Below are 18,816 nucleotides of genomic sequence, written 5' to 3'. Positions count from 1 at the left end.
GAGGGAGCAGCCGGCGGGTGGGTCGCCGCCATCAGCCGTTGATCGCGGCGACGAGACCGCCGGCGACGAATCTGGCGAGCATGCCGGGCTCGGCCCGCGCCGGTGCGACGGTCGTCGCCCGCGCGGCACCTGCCCGGCGGGCGCCGCGGTCGGGGTGCTCGACCTCGGCCAGCTGATCGGTCGGGACATCAGCCAAGGCCACGACGCCGTCCTGCACGGTCATCCGGATGAGGGTGAGGGCTCCTAGCCTCACTGCCGTCCGCACCCGCTCGCTCGCCGCATCGGGGAACACGCGCCGGGCCAGCTGGTGCAGCAGCGCATCCACCGGCGCCTGCGACTCGGAGAACCAGGGGTCAGCCGCATCGCTGAGCTGCGCCACCACGTTCAGCCAGGCCCGGCCGTAGACCGGGTGGTCGACCAGCAGGTGTCGGTAGGCGTCGGCGAGGACGGCCACCAGGTCCGCGGGGTCTGGCTGCCCGGGAGCCTCGAGCAGTCGCTGGATGTGGGCGGTGATGGTGGCGTTCACGGCGAGGCCGTAGCGCTCGACGGCGGCCACCACGAGGGCTTCCTTGGAGCCGAAGTGGTAGTGGACGGCGGCCGGTGCGACTCCCGCCTCCCGGTTGATGGCGCGGACGGACACCGAGTCCACGCTCTGCGTGGTGAACAGCCGCAAGGCTGCCTCGATGAGGGCGGCGCGGGTGGCGTCCCCGTCGGCTGCGCCCCCCCGGGGGCGGGCTACCACGCCTGTACTCCCACGTTGGATCCTCCTCTGCCGGTGCACCCTGGTGCACACCCTGACACACCGCATCTGCAGTTTTCGTCATGCAATCACCTGATCGATTCGATTGACCGAATCACGCGATCGAACTTACTGTGCCCGCAGTCACACAAAGTGGCTCCCTGACGTAGGAAGGCACGCCATGAGCGCGAGCACCGGGGTGGGCCCCGTGAAGCCCAACAACGACATCGAGGTCGTCGGTCGCCCCGAGGCCGGCACGGTGGTCGACGCGGCCACCGGCGAGGCTCCCCCGACCCCCGCCCGGTCCACCGGTTACTGGATCGGGGTCCTGGTGATCCTGGCGCTCCTGTCCGAGGAGGTGGCCTACGCCTTCAACCTGGTCACCCCGGCTCTGCCCCAGATGGCCACCGCTTTCGGCACCACGCAGATCGCTTGGGTCTCCACCTTGTTCTCCCTGGCCGGCGCCATCAGCGCCCCGCTGATCGGCAAGCTGGCCGACCGGCAGGGCAAGAAGAAGTGGCTGCTGATCACCGCCGGCGCCATGGCCGTGGGTTCGGCCATCGTCGCCCTTGCGCCCACCTTCGAGATCGCCCTCGTGGGCCGGACCATCGAGGGCTTCGGCATCGCCATCGTGCCGATCACCTACTCGCTGATGCGGGACATCTTCCCGAAGAAGTTGATGGCCCTGGCCGTCAGCGTGGCCACCGCCGGCATCGGCATCACCACCATCGTGGGCCCCATCTTCGCCGGCCTGCTGATCGACAACTTCGGGTACCGGGGCGTGTTCACCGCCCTGGCGGTCTTCCCGGTCGTCATCGGAGCCGCCCTGTTCTTCGTGGTGCCCGAGACCCCCATCCGGGTCCGCACCTCCATCGACTGGGTCGGCGGCCTGCTGCTGGGTGCCAGCATCGGTGTGCTGCTCTACGCGCTGGGCGAAGGGGCGACCTGGGGCTGGGACTCGGCGACGTTCGTGCTGGTGGCCGGGCTGGGTGTGCTGCTGCTGGTCGGCTGGGGCTTCTACGAGCGTCGGATCACCGAGCCATTGATCGACCTCGTCGTGCTGCGCAGCCGGGGCGTCGTCACCACCGTCATCGCGCAGTTCACCGGTCAGGCCGTCATCGTCATCCAGTTCGTGCTGCTGGCCTACATCGTGCAGACCCCGATCGCCCTGGGCCTGACCTACGGCCTCGGCCAGGACGCCAGCTACATGGCCCGCATCACCGCCGTCGCCGGCGTCGCCTCGGTGGCCATGGGCTTCCTCGTCGGCTGGCTGGCCGAGCGCAGCGGCGCCCGACTGCCCAACCTCGCCGGCTTCGCCCTCATGGCCCTGGGCTCGGCGTCGCTGGCCGTCCAGCACGACACCACCGCCTGGATCCTCATCGGCTACCTGGTCTACGGGTTCGGTGGCGGTCTGGTCAGCGCGGCGATCCCCAACCTGGTCATCAGCGCCACTCCGCTGAAGCTCCAGGCGGTGACCGCCACGACGGTGGGGGTCGTCGGCTCGCTGGGCTCGGCGGTCGCGGTCCAGCTGATCTTCGTGATCCTGGGCGGCAACGTCATCAACCTGGTCGAGGGGGCCCCCATCTACGGCGGCGGCGGCTTCACCGCCGTCTACTGGCTGGCCACCGGGCTGGCCGTGGTCGGTCTGGTCGCCACCGCGGTCATGCGCCACGGCCGCCGGCCCGCCTCCGTCGAGGCAGCGGCCTGACCTCGCAGCGCCCGTCCTGACGTCGACTCCGGCCGCCCCCGCGGCCGGAGTCGACGTCGTCCCCCGGCCGGCTCAGCACCGGCACGACCCTGGAAGGCACCCGTGAGCGCCACCTCATCCGCGCCCGTCGTTCGCGAGACCGACGACGACACCGGCACCTCCCCCACCGCCGAACTCAGCCCCGCCCAGGTGCAGGCCCTCACCGACCGGATGGCCCGCTGGCTGCCCGCAGACCCACCGCAGCACCTGCAGGTCAGCCTGCTCTCGGGCGGGCGGTCCAACTTGACCTACGTCCTCACCGACGGCGACCGGGAGTGGATCCTGCGCCGCCCACCGCTGGGCCATGTGCTGGCCACGGCCCACGACATGGGCCGGGAGTACCGCGTGATGTCCGCGCTCGCCGGCACCGACGTGCCGGTGCCGACCACGACCGGGTTCTGCGATGACCCCGGCGTCATCGGGGCCTCCTTCTACGTGATGGACCGCGTGCAGGGCAGCGTCCTGCGCACGGCCCAGGACATGGCAGCCGTCCCCGTCCACCAGGCCCCGGCCCTGGCGACCGCCTTCGTCGACAGCCTCGCCGCGTTGCACGCCATCGACCCCGCCGGCGTCGGACTGGACACCTTCGGCCGGCCCGAGGGGTACCTGCAGCGGCAGGTGCGCCGTTGGGGAACCCAGCTGCAGTCCTCGCTGCACCGCGACGTCGAGGGGTTCGCCGAGTTCGGCGCGGCACTGACCGGAGCTGTCCCGGCCTCCCCGCGGAGCACGGTCGTGCACGGTGACCACCGGCTGGACAACGCCGTGGTCACCCTCGGCGCTCAGCCGCGCGTCGCCGCCCTGCTCGACTGGGAGATGTCCACCCTCGGCGACCCGCTCGCCGACTTGGCCCTGTCCTGGTTGTACTGGGAAGGCTGGGCCGGCATCGACAACCCGATCGCGGCCACCCCGGCAGAGGTGCCGGGGTGGCCTGACTTCGACACCCTCACCGAGCGCTACACGACCATCAGTGGCATCCAGCCCCACCGCACCGCGTGGTACCGGGCCTTCGCCGTCTACAAGTTCGCCGTCATCTGCGAAGGGATCCACCACCGCTACACCAGCGGGCACACCTCCGGCGAGGGCTTCGACCGGATCGGGGCGATGGTGCCCGAACTCGTCGACCGCGGACGTGACCTGCTGACCGCCGACCAGGAGGACTGATGGACTTCGCCTACGACGAGCGCACCCAGCAACTGCAGCAGCAGCTGTGGGACTTCATGCGCGACCACGTCTTCCCCGCCGAGCACACCTTCGAGCCCACCGACCCGCACGCCCCCTTCAGCTGGGAGCGGCCGGCGCTGATGGCGGAGTTGAAGGCCGAGGCCCGCCGTCGCGGCCTGTGGAACCTCTTCCTGCCCCACTCCGAGCACGGGGCCGGCCTGACCAACCAGCAGTACGCCCCGCTGGCCGAGATCACCGGCTGGAGTCCAGCGATAGCACCGGAAGCTCTGAACTGCGCAGCGCCGGACACCGGCAACATGGAGCTGCTGGAACTGGCCGCCGACGCGAAGCAACGTCAGCGCTGGCTGACCCCGCTGCTGGCCGGTGAACTGCGGTCGGCGTTCTGCATGACCGAACCCGACGTGGCCAGCTCCGACGCCAGCAACATCGCCACCCGACTGGAGGCCCAGCCCGACGGCACCTGGCGGCTGCGCGGGCGCAAGTGGTGGTCCACCGGTGTCATGTCCAGCGACTGCCAGCTGCTCATCGTCATGGCGGTGTCCGACCCCGACGCCCCCCGCCACGCCCAGCACTCCATGGTGTGCATCCCGCGTGAGCGCGCCGGTGTCGACGTGCGCCGCGGACTGAGCGTCATGGGCTTCTACGACCAGACCCACGGCGGACACGGGGAAGTCGTGTTCGACGACGTCGTCGTCGAACGCACGGACTTCCTGGGCTCTCCCGGCGAGGGCTTCACGCTCGCGCAAGCACGCCTGGGTCCTGGGCGCATCCACCACTGCATGCGTCTGATCGGGATGGCCGAGCGCGCCCTGCAGCTCATGTGCCGCCGCGCGTCGACCCGGGTGGCCTTCGGGCGGCCGCTGGCCGAGCACGGCACGGTCATGGCCGACATCGCCGATGCACGCGTGAAGATCGACCAGCTGCGGCTCATGGTGCTGCGCACCGCCTGGTTGATCGACACCGTCGGCGCACGCGGGGCAGCCACCGAGATCTCCGAGATCAAAATTGCCGCTCCCACCGTTGCCGAGTGGGTCGTCGAGCGCGCCATCCAGGTGCATGGTGCCGCCGGCCTGACCGCTGACTTCCCGCTGGCGGCCCTGTGGGCGCAGACGCGCGGTCTGCGGTTCGCCGACGGCCCAGAGGAGGTGCACCGGATGGTGCTGGCCCGCCGGGAGCTCAAGCGCCAGACCGCCACGGACGTGACCGGCTCGGCGGCGTCGTCGTGAAGCCAGCCGTGACCGGGGCCCCGACGGGATGGCAGACGCTGCTGGTCAGCCAGGACCAGGGCGTGGCGACGGTGACGCTCAACCGCCCGGACAAGCTCAACGCGCTGTCGCCGGCGATGTTCGACGAACTGCCCCGCGCCCTGCACGCCCTGGGCAGCGACCCGGCAGTCCGGGTGGTCATCCTCACCGGAGCCGGACGGGGGTTCTGCGCGGGGATGGACCTCACCGAGGCCGCCACACTGCCCGAACGCGCCACCCCCGACCTTGCGGCCGCGCAGGAACGGTGGGGGGCGGCGACGCTGGCCATGCGCGAGATCACCGTACCGGTGATCGCCGCGGTCAACGGGCCGGCTGCCGGAGCCGGCTTCAGCTTGGCGCTGGCCGCGGACGTCCGGGTGGCGGCACCGACGGCGGTGTTCAGTGCCGCGTTCATCCGGATCGGGCTCAGCGGTGGGGACGTGGGGTCCTCCTGGCTGCTGCCGCGCATTGTCGGGCTCGGTCGGGCGAGTGAGATCTTGCTGACCGGCCGCAGCGTGTCCGCCGAGGACGCCCTGCAGATGGGCATGGTCACCAGTGTCGTGGCGGCCGAGGACCTGCTGGGGGCCGCAGGCACCATCGCAGCCTCCATCGCTGCGCACTCTCCCCTCGGCATCCGGTTGACCAAGCAGGTCCTGCAGACCAACATCGACGCTCCCTCGCTGCGGGCAGCGATGGAGCTGGAGAACCGCAACCAGGTGCTGACCATGGCTACCGCGGACATGGCTGAGGCGCTGGCCGCCTTCCGCGCCAAGCGCCCCGCGGTGTACCGCAACCGCTGAGCGGCCACCGGCGCGTGCCCCCGACCCGCGCTCGCCGACGTCCCCCCGAACGACCACGACGGGCCCCCGCCGCTGGCGGGGACCCGTCGTCGTGCTCTGCGCGGGTTACTGCTGGGCGACCATCTCCCGCACCGTGTCGGCAATCAGCTCAGCCGTGGGCAGCAGGGCCTCCTCCAGCGCGATGATCTGGGGGGCGACTGCGTCCATCCCGGCGAGCCTGCGGGCCCGCACCGGGCCTATCTCGCCCTTGCCCGAGGCTTCGGCGATGCCGGCGACCACTTCGGCGCCGGGGCCCGCGGTGAGGGCCGCGTCGTGCAGCACCAACACCTTGCCGGTCTTGTCCGCGCTCGCCAGAACGGTCTCCCAGTCCAGGGGCACCAGCGAGCGCAGGTCCACCACCTCGACGTCGATGCCCTCTCCGGCCAGCTGCTCGGCGACCTCCATGGCCCGCTTGTACAGGTAGCCGTAGGTGATCAGCGAGATGTGGCTGCCCTCGCGGGCCACCTTGGCCTTGCCGATCGGGATGATGAAGTCGTCCTCCACGGGCACCATGCCGCGGTCGAACTGCAGCGGGAACACCTGGTGGTACAGAACCGGGTTGGGGTCACGGATGGCGGCCTTGAGCAACCCCTTGGCGTCGGCGGCGGTGGCCGGGACGACGACCTTGAGGCCGGGGAAGTGCATACCCAGCACCTCGATGTTGGTGCCGTGCTCGGGGCCGCTGCCGGCGTTGGGGCCGATCGGGGCGATGATGACGCCGGGGATCTGGTCGAAGACGCCGCCGTGCATCTCGTTCCACTTGCCCAGCTTGTGGTAGACCTCGTCGCCGCCGATGAGGGTGAACCCACCGAAGCCCAGCTGCAAGACCGGTCGGGCGCCGGCGATGGAGGCACCGACCACGGCCCCGCACATGAACGCCTCGGTGATGCCGGTGTTGAGCACCCGCCGGTAGCCGAACTCGTCGGCCAGCCCCCGCTCGCCGCCGAACCAGCCACCGTTGGCGATGCCCTGACCGAGCAAGAACACCTCCGAGTCGCGCCGCATCTCCTCCACGATGGCCATGCCCACGGCCTGTGCATAGCGGGTGCGCACCAGCTCACGGCCTTCCAGGGAGGACTCCACGGGCTGGTCGTAGTCGATGAAGACGTCGCGGCCGAGCACCTCGACCCCGGCGACCGGGGCTGCCAAGGCGCGCTCGTAGGCCGCCTGCACGTCGCTGACGGCCTGCTGACGGATCTGCTCGCGCTCTTCCTCGGGCAGGTAGTCGGCGTGGACCTCCAGCGGGTCGCGGTACCCGACCAGGTCGGGGCGGTCCTCGGGGGTGGGCACACCGAAGGCGTGCGGGCCGACCCGGTAGGTGCGGGCTTCGATGACTGTGGGGCCTTCGCCGGCACGGGCGCGGGCGACCGCCTCGCTGACGGCGCGGTGGACCGCGAGGGCGTCCTGCCCGTCGACGTGCACTCCGGGCACCCCGTAGGCCGAGGCGCGCTCGGCGACGGTCTTGGTCGGGCTGTGTGCGCCGAAGGGCTCGTTGACCGACACGTCGTTGTTCTCGCAGAACAGCACCATCGGCAGCTTCCAGGTCGCGGCCTCGAGCAGCGTCTCGTGGAAGGTGCCGCGAGCTGCAGTGCCGTCACCGAAGTCGGCCAGTGCGACCCGGTGGCCGCCGCGTACCCACTCGGCGAGCGCGGCGCCGCCGGCGAGGGGGAACACCGAGCCGAGGGTGGCCCCCTCACCCATCAGGCCGATGGCGGGGTCGGCCCAGTGCGGCACGCCCGCGCCCTTGCCCCGGGTGGCGCCGGTGGTGCGGGCCAACAGGTCGCCGAACAACCGGTCCAGGTCCAGGCCCTTGCCGATCGCCCACGTGACACCGCGCCCCTGGTAGAACAGGTAGTCGTCGGTGGCCAGGGCTGCTACCGCGCCGGCGGCCGCGCCTTCCTGTCCTTCGCCCGGGTGCCACCAGCCGTCGAACCGGGTGGTCTTGAGGTGGACCTTCATGAGGTCCTCGACGGCTCGGCTGAGGGCCATCGTCGTGAAGATGCGTCGGGCGAGGTCCGCATCGACGGTGTCCACCGCCGGGATGGCGGTGGTGGGGGTGGCGGTCACGAGGTCTCCTGGGGTTGGCAGGTGCGGCGGGGTCTGCGGTGCGTCCAGTGCAGGGGCGGTCGGGGTCGCTGGACCGCCGGAGGCAGTACGGCGGCGCTCAGGCCGCGGTGGGGGGCCCGTATTCGGTGGACGACCAACGCTGGAGCCGGTCGCGGACGGCTACCAGGTAGCGGATCGGCTCGCCCCCGTCGACGGCGCGGTGATCGAAGGTCAGGGACAGGTCCAGCACAGAGCTGATGCGCACCTCTTCGCGCCCGTCGCCGTGCTGCACCACGACGGGTTCGCGCCGCATCCCGGGCAGGCCGAGCAGCGCAGTCTGCGGCGGGTTCAGCAGGGCTTCGGCGCGCAGCGATGGGCCGATGGCACCGGGGTTGGACAGGGTGAAGGTGCCCCCGGTCAGGTCGCTGAGCTCCAAGGAGCCGGTCTTGGCCCGATCCGCCAGGTCGGCGATGGCCGATGCAAGCTGCACCACGCCCAGGCGCTGGGCGTTGCGGATGACCGGGACGACCAGACCGCCGGTGGTGTCCACGGCGATGGACAGGTTGACCGGTTGCCAGCGCAGCAGGGCCGCGTCGGTGAACGTGGAGTTCAGATCGGGGTGTTCGGCGAGGGCGTCGACGGCGGCCCGGGCGATGAAGGACTGCACCGAGAGCTTGGGCTCACCCACCGCGGTGCGCTCGGTGTTGAGAGCGGCCCGGACGTCCAGGACGCGGGTGAGATCGACGCGGACATCGGCGGTCAGGCTGGGCACTGCGGCGGCAATGGCCATGTTGCGGGCGATCGCGCGGCGGCGGGCCCGGAAGCGCACTGCGGTGCCCGGCACGTCCTCATAGCCCTGCGGTGCGTTCTCCAGGGTGCAGGTGCCCGAGCCCGGGGCCTCCGGGTCGGGAGTGCTCACGCGCCGGTGGAGGGCTGGTAGGCGGCCAGGTCTGCGGCCACGTCCTCATCGGTGGCGCCCGGGGCGGCCAGCAGCAGGACGCTGGTCCCCACCTTGACCTCGGTGCCCTCCTCGACGAGGAAACGCACGACTCGGCCGGCGGCCGGGGCCTCGAGCTCGGTGTCGACCTTGTCGGTGCTGACGTCGGCCAGGATGTCGCCCTCGACGACGTCGGCGCCCTCCTTGACGGCCCAGACGTTGATCTCGACGTTCTCGACCGAGCCGCTGAAGGGGATGGAGACCTCGATCAGGGTGCTCATTGCGGATGCCTCTCCGGAGGTGACCAAGAAGGGTCAGTTGCTGACATGTGGCAGTTGCTGACGGGACCATAAGATGAGGGCCACGTCACGTCAACAGCCAGCGCACGGATCGCGCGCGAGCTCGTGTGCCGTCTCGACTCCAGCCATGCACGAACCCGCTCCCACTCCGGGTAGCCGATTGCCCGCGGCGGTCTGATCACGCCGAAGGTGGCGCCGCGGGGTCGGAGGTCCCACCCCGGTGCCGCTTGTTCGTCGTGGGCCCACCGTCGTCGACGGCGGTCCAGAACGCATCGAGCACACCGGCGCAGTACGGGTGCTGCTGCACCAGGTGACCCGCACCACCGAGCACCACGTGTCGTGCCCCCAGCGCCTCGGCGAGGTGACCGCACCCCAGTTCGAAGGCCTCGGAGTGCCCGCCGGACACCACCAAGGTCGGCACACCGAGTGGCCGGTCGAGCAGGTCTGGATGAAGAGTCGGGAGACCGGATCGGCGCAGGAGTGCGGCCGCCTCGCGCATCTGCCGGGGCACCGGGTCCGGGACGGCCGCCTGGGCGCCGACCAACGCGAAGAAGCGCCGCAGGAAGTGCCCTTCGTCCGCGTCGTGCGCATTGGCCGCGACGTCGTCCTCGAGATCCGAGGACGACGGCGCGCCGGGCCCGGCAGATGACGCCACGACGCGGTGACCGAGAACCTCCGCGGCCGAGGTCCACCATCGATCGACGGCCGGTGCCGGGGCGCTTGCACAAGGAGGTGGTTCGAGCAGCACCAGGGAGGCGATGGCCTCGGGGTAGCGGCGGGCGAGGACCAACGCCGGCAACGTCCCCCTCGAGTGCCCGACCAGGTGGACGGGCTCGCCGGCCGCGGCCAGCACCCCCAGGAGGTCAACAACGTCCACCTCGGTGTCCTCGCGGTCGGCTGGAGATGTGGGGTAGTAGCCACGCCTGTCGGCGACCAGCAGCGTGCGGCGGACCGCGACCGGCCGCAGGCCTGACCAGGTGGCCCTTCCGGCAAGGATGGATCCGTGGACCAACAGGGCAGCCGGTCCCGCTTCGCCCCAGGTGTGCACGCGCACGCCGACCCCTCTCGGCAGCAGCTGACATTCGCCGCACCCTGTCACGACGTGTCGTTGTGCCGTACCGTCGCCTTCCGTGACCCAGGACACCGCAGTGGTGGACGTACCTCTGACCGTCGACTCCGTTGGCCCCGCCGGCCGCAAGCTGCTGCGCCTGGAGGTCCGCAACTCCCAGACCCCGATCGAGCGCAAGCCCGAGTGGATCAAGACCCGGATGCGAGTCGGTCCGGCGTTCTCCGAACTGACGTCGCTGGTCAAGCGCGAGGGCCTGCACACGGTGTGCGAGGAGGCAGGCTGCCCCAACATCTACGAGTGCTGGGAGGACCGCGAGGCCACGTTCCTCATCGGCGGCGACCAGTGCACCCGCCGGTGCGACTTCTGCCAGATCGACACCGGCAAGCCCGCCGACTTCGACCGCGACGAGCCCCGCCGTGTGGCCGAGAGCGTCGCCACCATGGCGCTGAAGTACGCCACCGTCACCGGGGTCGCCCGCGACGACCTGCCCGACGGCGGCGCCTGGCTGTACGCCGAGACCGTCCGCCAGATCCACGCGGCCGTGCCCGGGTGCGGCGTCGAGCTGCTCATCCCCGACTTCAACGCCGACCCCGACCAGCTCGCCGAGGTCTTCTCCTCCCGGCCCGAAGTGCTCGCCCACAACGTCGAGACCGTGCCGCGCATCTTCAAGCGCATCCGCCCGGGCTTCCGGTTCGAGCGGTCGCTGGCGGTCATCACCGCCGCCCGCGAGGCCGGCCTGGTCACCAAGTCCAACCTCATCCTGGGCATGGGCGAGGAGCCGCACGAGGTCACCGAGACCATGCAGGCCCTGCACGACGCCGGCTGCGACCTGCTGACCATCACCCAGTACCTGCGCCCCAGCCCCCGGCACCACCCCGTCGTCCGCTGGGTCAAGCCGCAGGAGTTCGTCGACTTCGCCGCGCAGGCCGAGGAGATCGGCTTCCCGGGCGTGCTGGCCGGCCCGCTGGTGCGCAGCTCCTACCGCGCGGGCCGGCTCTACCAGCAGGCCGTCGCCGCCCGCGGGCGCACCCCCGACATCTGACGTGCCGACCGGTCACCCACAGCAAGCGTGACCGGTCGACACGGCACCGCGCCTGCCGGGCCCTGGCTCGCCATCCCGGCCAACGCCCCGCATCAGCTTCGCCGGCAGCGCCCCGTCCCTCATCGGCACCATCAGCCGCTACGGTGACGCGCCCTTCGACGAGAACATCCACACCGAGGTCGTGATGCGTCTCGACGAGCCGCTCCGAGCCGCCGGCACCCTCCCTGCGAGCCCATCCGAGGGCGATCCACTGCCCGCGTTCGATGGACGGCCCACAGCACTCGTGCTCCCACCCGCCCACCTCGACGACGACGTCCACACGGGGAGCTTGCTCGGCCGCGGTCATGGCGTCGACCCTGAGCCGCGACGGACGTCGGTCGCCGGCACCCACACACACCCTCTACCGGGAGAGACGGTTCGTCATGGCGCGTGCGGATCCGAGCGCGAGCCGTCTCACGGCGCAGACCGACGGCGGACTCCTGGTCGAGCTCGCGACGAGCGAGGTCGACGGCCGAACCGGCCTCCGGTATGCAGCAGCCGGGTTGCCCGCCAGGCAGGCGCCTGAGGTCCTGCTCGTGAGTCACCGGCCGGGTTGGCACAGCTACAGCGAGCTCGAACCCGACGACAGCTATCGCCGGCAGAGCGGTGTGCTGGTCACTCTCCGCCTCGCGCAGCAGAGGGTGGTCGACCCGCGGCCTGGTCGCGGCTGAGGACCAGGCAGGTGGCGTCGTCGGGCAGCCCGGTGGGGGACCCGCGCCGCCGCGCCTCGTCCAGCACCGTGCGCGGCACGTCCTGGGCGGTGCCGGCGGCGCGGACCAACCGGCCGACGTCGTCGGCGCTCAGGCCCCGCCCCTCGTGCACCCCGGCGGCCAGCACGCCGTCGCTGAACGCGAGGACGGCCGCGCCCGGGAGCAGCTCCACGGTGCACGTCGTCCGCACGTCGGCCTGGCCCAGCAGCGGCCCCGACGGCAGGCGCAACCGGGTCGCCTCGCGCGTGTCGCCGGTCGACGTCCACAGCTGCGGCGCCCCGGCGAGCACCAGGTCGACCCGGCCGACCCCGCGGTCGGCCTCCAGGAACACCGCGCGCAGGTGGCCGGCGGCACCTGCCCGGGCGAGGACGTCGTCCACGCACCCGACCTGCTCCAGCAGGGTCTGCCCGGTGCGGCGGGCCTGGCGCACCGCGGCCACGGCCAGCGAGGTGTCGGTGGCCGGGACGTCGCTGCCGGCGCACTCCACCAGGCAGGCCGACAGCCGGTCCCCGTCGACCGACCAGTCGAACAGGTCGCTGGTGGCCACGTGCGCCGGCTCGACGAGGCCGGTGACCCGCAGCGGCGGGTGGTGCTGCTCGAGCGGCGGCAGGACGGCCCACTGCCGCTCGGCCGCCACGCTGTAGTCGTAGGAGCGGCGCTGCCGCTCGGCGTGGTCGCTGCTGCCCGTCGCCGCCTGCAGCGCGGTCACCATCGTCGCCGCCACCAGGGCCCACGCGTCGTCGTCGAGCTCCGGGCCGGCGTCGGCGACCTCCAGCACCCCCCAGCGCTGCCCCCGCAGCTGCAGCGGGACGTGCACGCACGTGCCGGACCGCAGCACCTGGGACATCCGGAAGGCGTGCGCGACCGGGGAGGCACCGGCGACCTCCGTGCGGTCGTAGGTGTCGTCGGGCACCCGGAGCCAGCGGTGCTGGTGGTCGACCAACCACAGCCGCACCGCCGAGGCACCGCACCGCGCCGACCACTCGCGGGCCAGCGCCTCGGCCACGCCGTCGGGCGGCGCCTGCGCGCCGGCGACCCCGAGCCACCCCAGCGCGGCGGGGAGGTCGAGCCGGGACGGGGCACCGGGGCCCGGCCGGTCCGAACGGAGGTGGGGCACGTTCGACACGTGCCGCTGGTGCCCGCCTGACCGGCGTCTACTCCTCCGGCGACCGCCCGGTCGCCCCCAGTACGGCGACGAGGGCGGACCGTTCGGCGTCGGGCATGTCGGCGATGGCCCGCTGCAGGTGCTGCACCTGCGCGGCGTCGACCTGCTCGAGCAACCGCCGCCCGGCGCCGGACAACGTGACGCGGACCTCGCGGCGGTCGGACCGGGCCCGCGCCCGGTGCACGACCCCGAACGCGACGAGCCGGTCGACCAGCCGGCTCGCGTTGGAGGGCACCACCCCGAGCACGTCGGCGACCTGCGCGACGGTGGCCCCGGTCTCGAGGCCGGCGATCAACCGCAGGCCCGACAGCTGGACAGGGGTGAGGCCCTCGCCCGCCTCGCGGGCGGCGGCCCCCATCGCCTCGTGGAGCACGCGGGCACCCCGCAGCGTGGCGGGGTCCACGGTCGTGCGGACGTCGAGCACGGCTACCTCCTCCTGCGCTGGGTGGGGCCCTCCCAGCATGCCCGGCCACGCCCGCCGCTTCATTGCGCTCACACAGCAGTTGCGCATACGCAACGACTGGGGGGAGGGTGTGGTTCCCAACCGCACTGCTCGAGTGGAGCCCACCGTGACACCCGTCCCCGAACTGCAGGACCTCAGCCTGGGGCTGTACGACCTGGTGTTCTACGCCTTGGTCGTCGCCGGCTTCGCCCTGTTCGCCTACTTCGTCTACACGTGGAAGACCACGTCCGAGATCGCCCCCAAGTACCGGCCTGCCGTGCTCGCCGGTCTGCTCATCGCCGGGGTCGCGATGCTGTCCTACGCCGTCCTGGCCCTGAAGTGGGACACCGGCTACGACCTGGTCGGCGACGTGTACCGGCCCAACGCCGAGGCCCGCTTCGCCCTCGCCCCGCGCTACATCGACTGGACGGTCACCGTCCCGCTGCTCACCGCCGAGTTCCTCGCCGTCACCACCGTGGTCGGGGCCAAGGCCCGCAGCCTGCGGTTCACCACGATGGCGGCGGCGTTCCTGATGATCATCACCGGCTACTTCGGGTCGCAGGTGCTCTCCCAGGGCCGCAGCACTACCGCCCTGGTCGTCTGGGGGATCATCAGCACGCTCTTCTACGCCTACCTGTACGTCGCCCTCATCGGGGCGCTGCGCTCGTCGATGCCCGAGCTGACCCCGGCCGCCGCGGTCAGCCTGCGCAACGCCGCGATCGTGCTGCTGGGCACCTTCGGGGTCTACCCGCTGGTCTACGCCATCCCGGTCTTCTTCGACACGACCCCCGCGTGGCTGGCCGGCATCCAGCTGACCTACTCCGCCGCCGACGTGCTGGCCAAGGTGGGCTTCGGCGTCCTCGTGCACAAGGTCGCCAAGCTGCGCACCGCCGCCGACGTCGAGGCCGGCCTCACCCCCCACCCGGAGCCGGTCTTCGTCTCCCAGGTGCAGCTGGCCGCGGCGGTCCTGCCGCCCACCACCGGGGCCGCAGCCGCGGCCGAGGCACGGGAGGCGACCGCCACCGGGCGCGCCGCACGCCGGGCATGAGCACCGCCGAGCCGGGGTGGCTGCCCACCAGCCACCCCGGCCGGCCGACCCGGCCCGCGGCCCCCGCCACCGACTGGGCACGGCGGACGTCGACCACCGTCGCCGTGCTGGCCTGCCTGCTCAGCTGGACCGCGTCGTCGTGGGACGGCGGGGACCGCGGCTGGGTGTGGACCGTGGCGGTGGTCGGGCTGCTCGCCGGCATCCCGCACGGCGCGCTGGACCACCTGCAGGCCGCGCGGTTGCTCGCCGCCCGCCGGCCGGCCCCGGCCCCGGCCCTGCTGGTGCTGGCCGCCGCAGCCACGGCCTACGCCGCCCTCGCCGCGGCCGGGTACCTGCTGTTCCGCGCCCTCCCCGGCCCCGCCCTGCTGCTGTTCCTCGCGCTGTCGGTGCTGCACTTCGGCGCCGGCGAGACCGTCGGCTGGGGCGTCGAGCGCGGCGCCCGGCGCGCCGGCACCCTGGTCGTCGGCGCGCTGGTGCTGCTCGTACCGCTGGCTCGCGACCGGTCCCTGACCGGCGAGGTGGTGGCCGCGCTCGACCCCGCCGTCCGGCTGCCCGCCGGCTGGGCGGCGACCGTCCTGCTGGTGGTGCCCGCCGCCGCGGTGCTGGTGGCCGCAGCACTGGCACTGACCGGCCGCACCCGCGCCGCCGCCGAGGTCACCCTGCTGCTGGTGCTGGCCTGCACGACGCCCGCCCTGGTCGCGCTGGCGGTGTACTTCGGCGGGTGGCACGCCGTCCGGCACACCGGTCGACTGCTCACCGAGCACCCCGGGCTGCACCACGTGCTGCGCACCCGCGGCGTCCCGGCCGCGCTCGGCCGGTTCACCGCCCTGGCCGCCCTGCCGACGCTGGTCGTGCTGGCCGGTCTGGGCACGCTCTGGGCCGGTGCGGGCACCCCGGTCGCGGCGGTCGCGGCGACCCTGCCGGTGCTCGCCGCGGTGACCGTCCCGCACAGCCTCGTGGTGGCGTGGGGCGTAGCTTGAGGGCTCAACGACATCCGAGGAGCTGAGCCGTGTCCCGTCCCGTCCTGCAGGTGATCGCCGGCAGCACCCGTCCCGGCCGCAAGGGCATCGCCGTCGCCCGCTGGGTGACCGAGCAGGCGCAAGGTCACGGCGGGTTCGACGTCGAGCTGGTCGACCTCGCCGACGCCGGGCTGCCGGTGCTCGACGAGCCCAACCACCCGCGGTTGGGCCAGTACACGAAGCAGCACACCAAGGACTGGTCGGCCACGATCTCCCGCGCCGACGCGTTCGTGTTCGTCTTCCCCGAGTACAACCACTCCGTCCCCGGCGGGCTGAAGAACGCCCTCGACTTCCTGTTCCACGAGTGGGCCGACAAGGCCGCCGGGCTGGTCTCCTACGGCGGCGTCTCCGCCGGTACCCGCTCGGCTGCCGCGCTGAAGCCGGTGCTCGGCGCCCTGCGCGTCGTCCCGGTCGTCGAGGCGGCCACCATCCCCTTCTTCCAGCAGTTCATAGACGACGACGGCGTCTTCACCGGCAACGCCGAGCTGCAGGCCGGGGCCACCGCGATGCTCGACGAGATCGCCCGGCTGACCGCCAAGCTGCGGGGCCCGCGAGACTGACCGGGTGGACCTGCGCACCCTGCCCACCGCCGACCTGACCCCGGCCGAGCGGGTCGAGCTGCGGGAGCTGCTCGACGGGGCGTTCGCCGACGAGCCCTTCGACGACGAGGACTGGGCGCACGCCCTCGGCGGCCTGCACGTGCTCGCCCACCGCGACGGCGCGCTCGTCGGGCACGCCGCCGTGGTGGGCCGGCAGCTGCTGGTCGGCGACCGCACGCTGCGCACCGGGTACGTCGAGGCCGTGGCCGTCGCACCGGCCGCCCGCCGGCAGGGCGTCGCCGGGGCGGTGATGGCCGAGGTCGAGCGGCTGGTGCGCGGCGGGTACGAACTGGGCGCGCTGGCCGCCAGCACCGACGGCGCAGCCCTGTACGAGGCCCGCGGCTGGACCCGGTGGGCCGGTCCGCTGCGCTGCCTGACCCCGGTCGGGGTCGTGCCCGGGGACGACTCGTGGGTCTACGTGCTGCCGGTGGAGCAGGTCGACCCCACCCTGCCGCTGACCTGCGACTGGCGGCGCGGCAGCCTCTTCTGACCCGTCAGGCCGGCAGCAGCAGCGTGGCGTAGAGCGTCAGGCCCGGACCGAAGGCCATCGCCACCACCGGGCCGTCGACCTCGCCGAGCTCCTCGAGCACCAGCAGCACCGTCGCCGACGAGCAGTTGCCGTGCTCGGCCAGCACCCGCCGCGAGGGGGCCATCTGGTCCTCGGTGAGCCCCAGCTGGTCGCGCGCGACGTCGAGGATGCGGGGGCCACCGGGGTGCACGGCCCAGCCGGCGACGTCCTCGACCCGCAGGCCGGCGGTGTCCAGCAGCTCCTGGACGACGTCGGCCACGTGCCGGGACAGCACGTCGGGCACCCGGGGGGAGAGGCCCATCTTGAAGCCCAGGTCGGTGACGTCCCAGGTCATGTGGTCGGCGGTCGAGGAGTCGGTGCGCGCGACCGTCGCGGCGACCCGCCGGCCCCGCGGCGCGCCGGGCTCGAGGACCACGGCCGTGGCGGCGTCGCTGAACAGCGCGTGCGCCACCACCTGCGAGAGGTCGTGCCGGGCCGGCTGCACGTGCAGGCTGGTGAGCTCCACGCACAGCATCACCGCCGGCCGCGACCGCGCCACCACGTAGTCACCGACCGCGCCGAGGCCGGGCAGCGCCGCGTAGCAGCCCATGTGCCCGACCAGCAGCCGCTGCACCGAGTCGGGCATGCCCAGGTCGCTGGCCAGCCGGATGTCCAACCCCGGCGTGGCGTAGCCGGTGCAGGTGACCACGGAGAACATCCCGACGTCGCCGGGGGCCAGCCCGGCCGCGTCGAGGGCCCCGGCAACGGCCTGCTTGCCCAGCGGCATCGCCTCGTCGACGTAGCGCGCCATGCGGGCGCCGGTGCTCCACTGCGAGATGTCCTCGTGCACCGGGTTGACCACCGCGTGCCGGGTGCGCACCCCCGACGCACCGAACACCCTGCCGGCCGAGCGCAGACCGGCGTAGTGCTCGGCGAAGAAGCCGGCCCACACGTCGTCCTGCGTGTAGCTGGCGGGCAGGGCGCGACCGGCCCCGGTGATGACGGCGCCGCTCACCGCGACCGGTCCAGGGGAAACGTCACTCCTCGACGGTACGGGCGGTCGGCCGCCCCCGCTCGCGACCCAGCCCTCAGCGCTTGCGGCCGTAGCCGGCGAAGAGGATGCCGCTCCAGGGCATCGACACCATCCGCACGGTGTCGCGCCGGCCGCGCTTCCAGGCGACCAGGTCGCGCACCGAGGGCCGCAGGCCGACCAGCCGCAGGTCGAGCCCGAGCCGGTCGGCCGCGGCGAGCAGCCGGCGGCGGTCGACGAACAGGGCGGGGTCGTGGATCCCCGGCGGCGGTCCGCCGGGGATGCGCTCGGCGATGCCGACCGCAACCGGGGCGGCCAGCCACGAGTCCGCGATCGCGTCGACCACCAGCACCCCGCCGGGCTTGAGCAGCCGGGCGCACTCGGCGAGGACGGCGACGTCGTCCTCGACGTGCTCCAGGATCTCGCCGCAGACGACGACGTCGGCGCACCCGTCGGCCAGCGGCACCGCCAGCACCGACCCCCGGACGGCGCCCACCCCGTGCTCGTGGGCCAGCGCCAGACCCGCCGCGCCCAGGTCGACGCCGACGTGCCGGTAGCCCAGGCGCTGCACGTGCGGCGCCATCAACCCGCCGCCGCAGGCCAGGTCGACCAGCACGGCGTCCGACGACGGCGCCGGCGGGATGTGCTCGGCGCGGGACCCCGCGAGCCAGTGCAGCATGGCGAACCCGCCGGCCGGCACCCACCACTGGTCGGCGAGCTGGTCGTACTGGGCGGGGTCGTTGCGGGCCAGCGACACGCGCCGGACGCTACTCGTCCTTCAGCGGGTCGTGGCCCCAGTTCATCAGGGAGTAGCGCCACTTCGAGTCCTCGACGTCGTTCTTCGACGGCCCCTGGGCCAGGTGCCGCTTCACGTAGCCGGTGACCTTCTTCATGTGCTCGTGGTCGTCGTCGGTGAGGTCGGCGACCTTGGTGCCCAGCAGTTCGACGATGCGCCGGCCCGACTCGTGGCCGGTGGACTCCCCCGACCCACCGGACTTCTGCCCGACCTCCTGGGACTCGTCGGTCTCCAGGAACTTCTCCAGCTCCTTGGCGGTCATGTTCACCGCCTCGTGGAAGTCGTCGCGGATCTGCTTCTGGTCCTCGGCCACGTG

Annotated in this window: 19 protein-coding genes; 9 read left to right on the top strand and 10 right to left on the bottom strand. The window is 72.7% G+C overall.

Going from position 1 to position 18,816, the window contains the following annotated elements; genetic code table 11:
• Nucleotides 1–31: 31 nt before the first annotated feature.
• Nucleotides 32–742 (bottom strand): TetR/AcrR family transcriptional regulator, encoded by a 711-nt coding sequence (locus tag TEK04_RS15690; RefSeq protein ID WP_336405290.1) that lies wholly within the window; start codon nt 740–742, stop codon nt 32–34.
• Between the two features lie 178 nt (nt 743–920).
• Here TEK04_RS15690 and TEK04_RS15685 point away from each other — a divergent pair, with 178 nt between their 5' ends.
• The 4 genes from TEK04_RS15685 to TEK04_RS15670 all read left to right on the top strand — a co-directional run bounded on the left by TEK04_RS15685 (nt 921) and on the right by TEK04_RS15670 (nt 5,712).
• Complete coding sequence (locus tag TEK04_RS15685) at nt 921–2,447, top strand: MFS transporter (protein ID WP_336405289.1); 1,527 nt, start codon at nt 921–923, stop codon at nt 2,445–2,447.
• A gap of 102 nt (nt 2,448–2,549) precedes the next feature.
• Nucleotides 2,550–3,647, top strand: a complete 1,098-nt coding sequence (locus TEK04_RS15680; RefSeq protein ID WP_336405288.1) for a phosphotransferase family protein — start codon at nt 2,550–2,552, stop codon at nt 3,645–3,647.
• A complete protein-coding gene (locus TEK04_RS15675; protein WP_336405287.1) occupies nt 3,647–4,894 on the top strand; it encodes an acyl-CoA dehydrogenase family protein in 1,248 nt (415 codons plus the stop codon). Before TEK04_RS15680 ends, TEK04_RS15675 begins: the two co-directional genes overlap by 1 nt.
• A gap of 8 nt (nt 4,895–4,902) precedes the next feature.
• Nucleotides 4,903–5,712 carry an enoyl-CoA hydratase/isomerase family protein gene (locus TEK04_RS15670; protein WP_336405286.1) on the top strand — a complete coding sequence of 270 codons (810 nt, stop codon included), beginning with the start codon at nt 4,903–4,905 and terminating at the stop codon, nt 5,710–5,712.
• 105 nt (nt 5,713–5,817) lie between these two features.
• Here TEK04_RS15670 and TEK04_RS15665 read toward each other — a convergent pair whose 3' ends face one another.
• From TEK04_RS15665 to TEK04_RS15650, 4 genes are all read right to left on the bottom strand, one after another.
• Nucleotides 5,818–7,818, bottom strand: a complete 2,001-nt coding sequence (locus tag TEK04_RS15665) for an alpha-ketoacid dehydrogenase subunit alpha/beta (RefSeq protein ID WP_336405285.1) — start codon at nt 7,816–7,818, stop codon at nt 5,818–5,820.
• A gap of 97 nt (nt 7,819–7,915) precedes the next feature.
• Complete coding sequence (locus TEK04_RS15660) at nt 7,916–8,626, bottom strand: 2-oxo acid dehydrogenase subunit E2 (RefSeq protein WP_336405284.1); 711 nt, start codon at nt 8,624–8,626, stop codon at nt 7,916–7,918.
• A gap of 86 nt (nt 8,627–8,712) precedes the next feature.
• Nucleotides 8,713–9,015, bottom strand: a complete 303-nt coding sequence (locus TEK04_RS15655) for a biotin/lipoyl-containing protein (RefSeq protein WP_336405283.1) — start codon at nt 9,013–9,015, stop codon at nt 8,713–8,715.
• 196 nt (nt 9,016–9,211) lie between these two features.
• On the bottom strand, nt 9,212–10,081 hold the full coding sequence (locus TEK04_RS15650) for an alpha/beta fold hydrolase (RefSeq protein WP_336405311.1): 870 nt from the start codon (nt 10,079–10,081) through the stop codon (nt 9,212–9,214).
• 82 nt (nt 10,082–10,163) lie between these two features.
• On the opposite strand from TEK04_RS15650, the gene lipA reads away from it, so the two are divergent.
• Nucleotides 10,164–11,144, top strand: a complete 981-nt coding sequence (lipA, locus tag TEK04_RS15645; RefSeq protein WP_336405282.1) for a lipoyl synthase — start codon at nt 10,164–10,166, stop codon at nt 11,142–11,144.
• Between the two features lie 654 nt (nt 11,145–11,798).
• Here the strand turns inward: lipA and TEK04_RS15640 are convergent.
• Nucleotides 11,799–13,010, bottom strand: coding sequence for a PP2C family protein-serine/threonine phosphatase (locus TEK04_RS15640; protein ID WP_336405281.1), 1,212 nt, complete (start codon nt 13,008–13,010; stop codon nt 11,799–11,801).
• 37 nt (nt 13,011–13,047) lie between these two features.
• On the bottom strand, nt 13,048–13,482 hold the full coding sequence (locus tag TEK04_RS15635; RefSeq protein WP_336405280.1) for a MarR family winged helix-turn-helix transcriptional regulator: 435 nt from the start codon (nt 13,480–13,482) through the stop codon (nt 13,048–13,050).
• Between the two features lie 145 nt (nt 13,483–13,627).
• On the opposite strand from TEK04_RS15635, the gene TEK04_RS15630 reads away from it, so the two are divergent.
• Genes TEK04_RS15630 through TEK04_RS15615 form a run of 4 tightly spaced genes read left to right on the top strand, consistent with a single transcriptional unit; the run spans nt 13,628 to nt 16,656 of the window.
• Complete coding sequence (locus TEK04_RS15630) at nt 13,628–14,548, top strand: bacteriorhodopsin (RefSeq protein WP_336405279.1); 921 nt, start codon at nt 13,628–13,630, stop codon at nt 14,546–14,548.
• Complete coding sequence (locus tag TEK04_RS15625) at nt 14,545–15,528, top strand: beta-carotene 15,15'-dioxygenase, Brp/Blh family (protein ID WP_336405278.1); 984 nt, start codon at nt 14,545–14,547, stop codon at nt 15,526–15,528. Before TEK04_RS15630 ends, TEK04_RS15625 begins: the two co-directional genes overlap by 4 nt.
• Before the next feature lie 29 nt (nt 15,529–15,557).
• Complete coding sequence (locus TEK04_RS15620; protein ID WP_336405277.1) at nt 15,558–16,127, top strand: NADPH-dependent FMN reductase; 570 nt, start codon at nt 15,558–15,560, stop codon at nt 16,125–16,127.
• A gap of 4 nt (nt 16,128–16,131) precedes the next feature.
• Nucleotides 16,132–16,656, top strand: a complete 525-nt coding sequence (locus TEK04_RS15615; RefSeq protein ID WP_336405276.1) for a GNAT family N-acetyltransferase — start codon at nt 16,132–16,134, stop codon at nt 16,654–16,656.
• A 4-nt stretch (nt 16,657–16,660) separates the two neighbouring features.
• On the opposite strand, the gene TEK04_RS15610 is transcribed toward TEK04_RS15615, so the two are convergent.
• From TEK04_RS15610 to TEK04_RS15600, 3 genes are all read right to left on the bottom strand, one after another.
• Nucleotides 16,661–17,689: a type III polyketide synthase gene (locus TEK04_RS15610; protein WP_336405275.1), complete on the bottom strand. Its 1,029-nt coding sequence runs from the start codon at nt 17,687–17,689 to the stop codon at nt 16,661–16,663.
• 73 nt (nt 17,690–17,762) lie between these two features.
• Entirely contained in the window at nt 17,763–18,461 is a 699-nt protein-coding gene (locus tag TEK04_RS15605; RefSeq protein WP_336405274.1) for a methyltransferase domain-containing protein, read from the bottom strand.
• Nucleotides 18,462–18,471: 10 nt separating this feature from the next.
• Complete coding sequence (locus tag TEK04_RS15600) at nt 18,472–18,813, bottom strand: DUF3140 domain-containing protein (RefSeq protein ID WP_336405273.1); 342 nt, start codon at nt 18,811–18,813, stop codon at nt 18,472–18,474.
• Nucleotides 18,814–18,816 lie beyond the last annotated feature (3 nt).

This window comes from Klenkia sesuvii (assembly GCF_037083825.1).
GTDB classification, from domain to species: domain Bacteria; phylum Actinomycetota; class Actinomycetes; order Mycobacteriales; family Geodermatophilaceae; genus Klenkia; species Klenkia sesuvii.
The sequence above is the reverse complement of the archived record's forward strand: the minus strand, read 5'-3'. Positions and strand labels throughout refer to the sequence as shown.

Bases quoted from the DNA above. Each gene is read 5' to 3' on its own strand.
- TEK04_RS15675 (WP_336405287.1), top strand. From the start codon at position 3,647: ATGGACTTCGCCTACGACGAGCGCACCCAGCAACTGCAGCAGCAGCTG.
- TEK04_RS15625 (WP_336405278.1), top strand. From the start codon at position 14,545: ATGAGCACCGCCGAGCCGGGGTGGCTGCCCACCAGCCACCCCGGCCGG.
- TEK04_RS15685 (WP_336405289.1), top strand. From the start codon at position 921: ATGAGCGCGAGCACCGGGGTGGGCCCCGTGAAGCCCAACAACGACATC.
- TEK04_RS15655 (WP_336405283.1), bottom strand. From the start codon at position 9,015: ATGAGCACCCTGATCGAGGTCTCCATCCCCTTCAGCGGCTCGGTCGAG.